The following is a 3,762-nucleotide window of genomic DNA, read 5'->3' as shown; positions in this document are numbered from 1 at the left end:
GGTAAGCGACGCCGAGGATTCACTCGGCCAGTACGATGGGATCCTCATTATCCAGCCGTTGACGAGCTACTCGCCGGACGAGCGTGACGCATTGCAGGAGTACACGGAAAGCGGTGGGCGTGTGGCGGTCCTTGCAGAGCCGAGTCAGGCCCGTGTCTCGAGTGGCCCCGAACAGACAAGCACAACCGTCTCCTTTGGCGCTGATACCCTTACCCAGCGGTACGGCGTCAGGGTGGGTGCCGAACAGCTGTATAACATCGACGACGACAGCAACGATAACAATTTTAAATCCATCTATGCGTCGCCGAGTGACGGCGGGGAGCTGACAACGGGTGTCGAGACGATCACCCTCGATACCGCCGGCTATGCCGCGATTACTGCGGACACCGACGCCGAGACGACGTTCACCGCCGCCGCCGGCACTCGGACACTTGACACGCGGCGTACTGGTACGTACCCGATTGTCGTCCGGAACGACAACATGGTGTTCGTCGCTGACTCGACGTTTATTACGAGATCCGAGGTGTACGACGCCGACAACGAGGTGTTCGTCTCGAACCTGATCGAGTTCCTTCTCAACGGTGATGCATCCGACTAGCTATCTACGTTCCGCACGGCTACCTCGGTAGCGCAGTGGCAGTTCCGCTACCGTATTTGAGTCAGTTTCACTATATTGACGACTCCTCTTCCAATGATCGCAATTACCCACCCGTCGTCCTCCCAGGACTAAGGCTGTACGTTGGTGCCGAAAGAACGCTCGCTTCATCGGTCCAGTACCACAAGCGGACTCAACTTGCCCTGAAGTCTGGAACTGTGACGCCGAGCGGCGGATTCACCGCCCACCCGGAAGGGTTTGAGGCAGAGTTCATGGACAAGCCCCACCCTCCACGAGCGAACCCCTCAGAGTGAGCGAAGTAGGGTGGGGTAGTTGACAGCCCGCGGCTGTCATACGTGCGCCCAAGACTGCCGTGCACACGCCCACAGCCGCCACGTTTAGTATCGCCGCCCGCCTCCACGCCGATATGGCCGACCGCATCATGAAGGTCAACGCGTACACGACGCTGGATCTCCTCGAAGCCGAGGCCGAGGGCCACGGCTTCACCGAGGAGGCCTACGCTGTATTGAACGTCACGAGCCCCCGGAACGACCCCGATCACGTCTCTCTCCAACTCGAACTTGACAACACCGAACTGGAGGCGATCGACCCTCACGCCGACACGGTCCGGCTCTCGCCGTCGGAGGCCCGCGAACTCGCCGCCGACCTGCAGAAACACGCCACGAAGGTCGACTCCGCTGCGGAGTGACTCGCCGGCCTACGTTAATCGTGCAATCTCCGCGCCGGTCAACTTGAGATCGGCCGCGGCGACGTTCGCCTCCAAGTGTTCAACGCTCGCAGTTCCCGGGATGGGCAGCGTCACCGGCGACCGCTCCAGAAGCCACGCCAAGGCGACTGACTGGACCGTCGTGTCGTGTGCGTTTGCGACCTCCGTGAGTCCATCGACCGAACCGAGTTCCCCGGCGGCGAGTGGGTACCACGGTATGAAGCCGATCCCGTAGTCCTCGCAGGCGTCGAGGACGGCCGCTTCCGTACGGTAGGCGACGTTGTATCGGTTCTGGACCGTCGCCACGTCGACGTGGTCGCGGGCGAGGTCGAGTTGGTCGACGTCGACGTTCGAGAGTCCCAGGTGTTCGATAACGCCGTCGTCTTTGAGTTCCGCGAGGGCCGTTATGCTGGCCTCGAAATCGACGTTGGGGTCCGGCGTGTGTAGCTGATACAGGTCGATCCGGTCGGCCCGAAGGCGATCGAGACTGCACAACACGGCGTTGCGGAGGTAGTCCGGGTCGCCGCGTGGCAGCCACTCGCCGTCGCGGTTGCGGAGCAACCCGCCCTTCGTCGCGATGACCACCTCGTTGTCCGGACCGAGCGTCTCGCCGATGAGCCGCTCGCTGACGCCCGGGCCATAGGAGTCGGCGGTGTCGATTAGATCCACCAGTTCCGCGGCCCGCCGCAACACCTCGCGGGCGGATTCGGGGTTATCCGGCTCGCCGATAATGTCCTCGCCGGTAATGCGCATCGCGCCGAAGCCGATCCGGCCGACTGTCAGTTCGCCGCCGATGTCGAAGGTGTCCATACGATTGATTCGGCCCGATGGAAAATAAAACGGTGCCCCGGCCTGAGTTCCGGAGATCCGGGCGGAGCAGCCCGGCGGCCCAAGCAAAACGCCGGTTATCCGGGCGGAGTGCCGCGCTTGGACGAAACGCTCAAATCGAGAGCAGCGTTCGGACGTCGTCCCACGACGTGACGACGTGGGCGCCGTCGCAGGCGCAGGGGTCGCTGTAGGGTTGTTGCATCAGAAAGCCCGCCTTTCCAGCCGAGAGTGCGTCGGCCACGTTGCCGTGGTAGTCGTCGATCAGGGCATCCCCCGCAAGCGCGCCCTTGTTGTTTGGGACCTCGTCGTGGAAATCGTCGTAGCCGATACCGTGGGTGTCGAGCCACGCCTTCGAGACGTCATGGGTTTCGGGGATCCGATGGGTCGCGATCTCGACGCGGTACTCCGAGCGCAGCGTCGAGAGCGTGTCGGCGACCCCCGGCTGGGGGTCCATCCCGCCGAAGTACCACTCCGCGTGATCGGTCATCAACTCGCCGATGATGTCGCCGATGTGCCCCTCGGCCTCGGGCACCTCGTAGGACCAGTCGTCGATGTCGTCGGGTTCGACGTCGTGGTCGTACTCGCGGCGAAGGTACGTACAGAGCTGCGGGAGCTGCTCGGCGACGACACCGTCGAGATCGACGAGAAGCGTCGAGCCGGGGGCGAGGGGGCGATCAGTCATTATCCGCATCTACGGGCTGAACTCATTTAATTCGTTGTGTGTGCGCGGTCAGCGCCTATGATACCTCGATCACGTCTCCGAGCTCCGGCGCGGTCGCGTCGAAGCCGTCCCCGCGGAGCTGTTCGGCGAACCAAGCGCAGCTATCGCCGTGATCGATAAGAAGGGGGGTGTCCTCATAGGCGTCCAAGAACGCGCGGAGCCCGTCCCGGTCGGCGTGCGCCGAGAAATCGTAGCGCTCGAGTTGTGCGCTGACCTGCAGGTGCTGGCCGCCGATTTCTGCGCCCCCCGTCTCCAACAGTTGGCGGCCGGGCGTGCCCTCGACTTGGTACCCCGAAAAGCAGATCTTGTTGACCGGGTTGGCGTGAATCTCGGGGATGTACGTCATCGCGGGCCCACCCGAGAGCATCCCGGCGGTGGTGATGATGACCGTCGATTCGTCGGCGATGCGGCGGCGCTGGCCGTCCCGCCCCGTCACCGTGCGGGCGTTCGATTTCGCGGCGGCCATGGCGTCGGCGTCCCGGAGGAACTCGGGATGTCGGCGGAGCATCTCGGTGACCTCGACCCCCATCCCGTCGACGTAGCAGTCGATATCGTGAGCCGCACACAACAGCATAATCTCTTGAGTCCGGCCGATGGCGAACGCCGGGACGACGACGGTCCCGCCCTCCCACAGCGTCGTCCGAACGCTGTCGATGAACTGCGTTTCGACCCGCTCGCGCGGGGCGTGTTCGACATCGGCGTAGGTACTCTCACAGACGACGATATCGGCGTCAGGGCGGTCGGTCGTCGCCGAGACGAGGCGTTGATCGTCGGTGTGGAAATCGCCCGTGTAGAGCAAGCGGGTGTCGCCGTCGTCCACGAGAACGTGGGCGCTACCGGGGATGTGGCCGGCGTCGAAAAACTCGACGCGGTGGCCCGCAGCGGTGAACG

The 3,762-nt window shown here is 63.7% G+C and carries 4 protein-coding genes and 2 pseudogenes; 3 read left to right on the top strand and 3 right to left on the bottom strand.

Annotation, left to right across the window (positions count from 1 at the left end; genetic code table 11):
- The 3 genes and pseudogenes from ACI944_RS12915 to ACI944_RS12905 all read left to right on the top strand — a co-directional run.
- A pseudogene (locus ACI944_RS12915) lies at positions 1-598 on the top strand (hypothetical protein); the annotation flags it as partial.
- A 188-nt stretch (positions 599-786) separates the two neighbouring features.
- Positions 787-909 (top strand): annotated as a pseudogene (locus ACI944_RS12910) (transposase); the annotation flags it as partial.
- A 113-nt stretch (positions 910-1,022) separates the two neighbouring features.
- On the top strand, positions 1,023-1,304 hold the full coding sequence (locus tag ACI944_RS12905; RefSeq protein WP_411719444.1) for a DUF6360 family protein: 282 nt from the start codon (positions 1,023-1,025) through the stop codon (positions 1,302-1,304).
- A 9-nt stretch (positions 1,305-1,313) separates the two neighbouring features.
- Here ACI944_RS12905 and ACI944_RS12900 read toward each other — a convergent pair whose 3' ends face one another.
- The 3 genes from ACI944_RS12900 to ACI944_RS12890 all read right to left on the bottom strand — a co-directional run.
- On the bottom strand, positions 1,314-2,132 hold the full coding sequence (locus ACI944_RS12900) for an aldo/keto reductase (RefSeq protein WP_411719443.1): 819 nt from the start codon (positions 2,130-2,132) through the stop codon (positions 1,314-1,316).
- Between the two features lie 130 nt (positions 2,133-2,262).
- A complete protein-coding gene (locus ACI944_RS12895) occupies positions 2,263-2,832 on the bottom strand; it encodes a 5' nucleotidase, NT5C type (RefSeq protein WP_411719442.1) in 570 nt (189 codons plus the stop codon).
- Positions 2,833-2,887: 55 nt separating this feature from the next.
- On the bottom strand, positions 2,888-3,762 hold an 875-nt coding region (locus ACI944_RS12890; RefSeq protein ID WP_411719441.1), incomplete at its 5' end, for an MBL fold metallo-hydrolase.

The sequence above is a fragment of the Natronomonas sp. genome, from assembly GCF_046710025.1.
GTDB lineage: Archaea > Halobacteriota > Halobacteria > Halobacteriales > Haloarculaceae > Natronomonas.
Note: the sequence above shows the minus strand (reverse complement) of the source record. Positions and strands in the feature narration are given on the sequence as shown.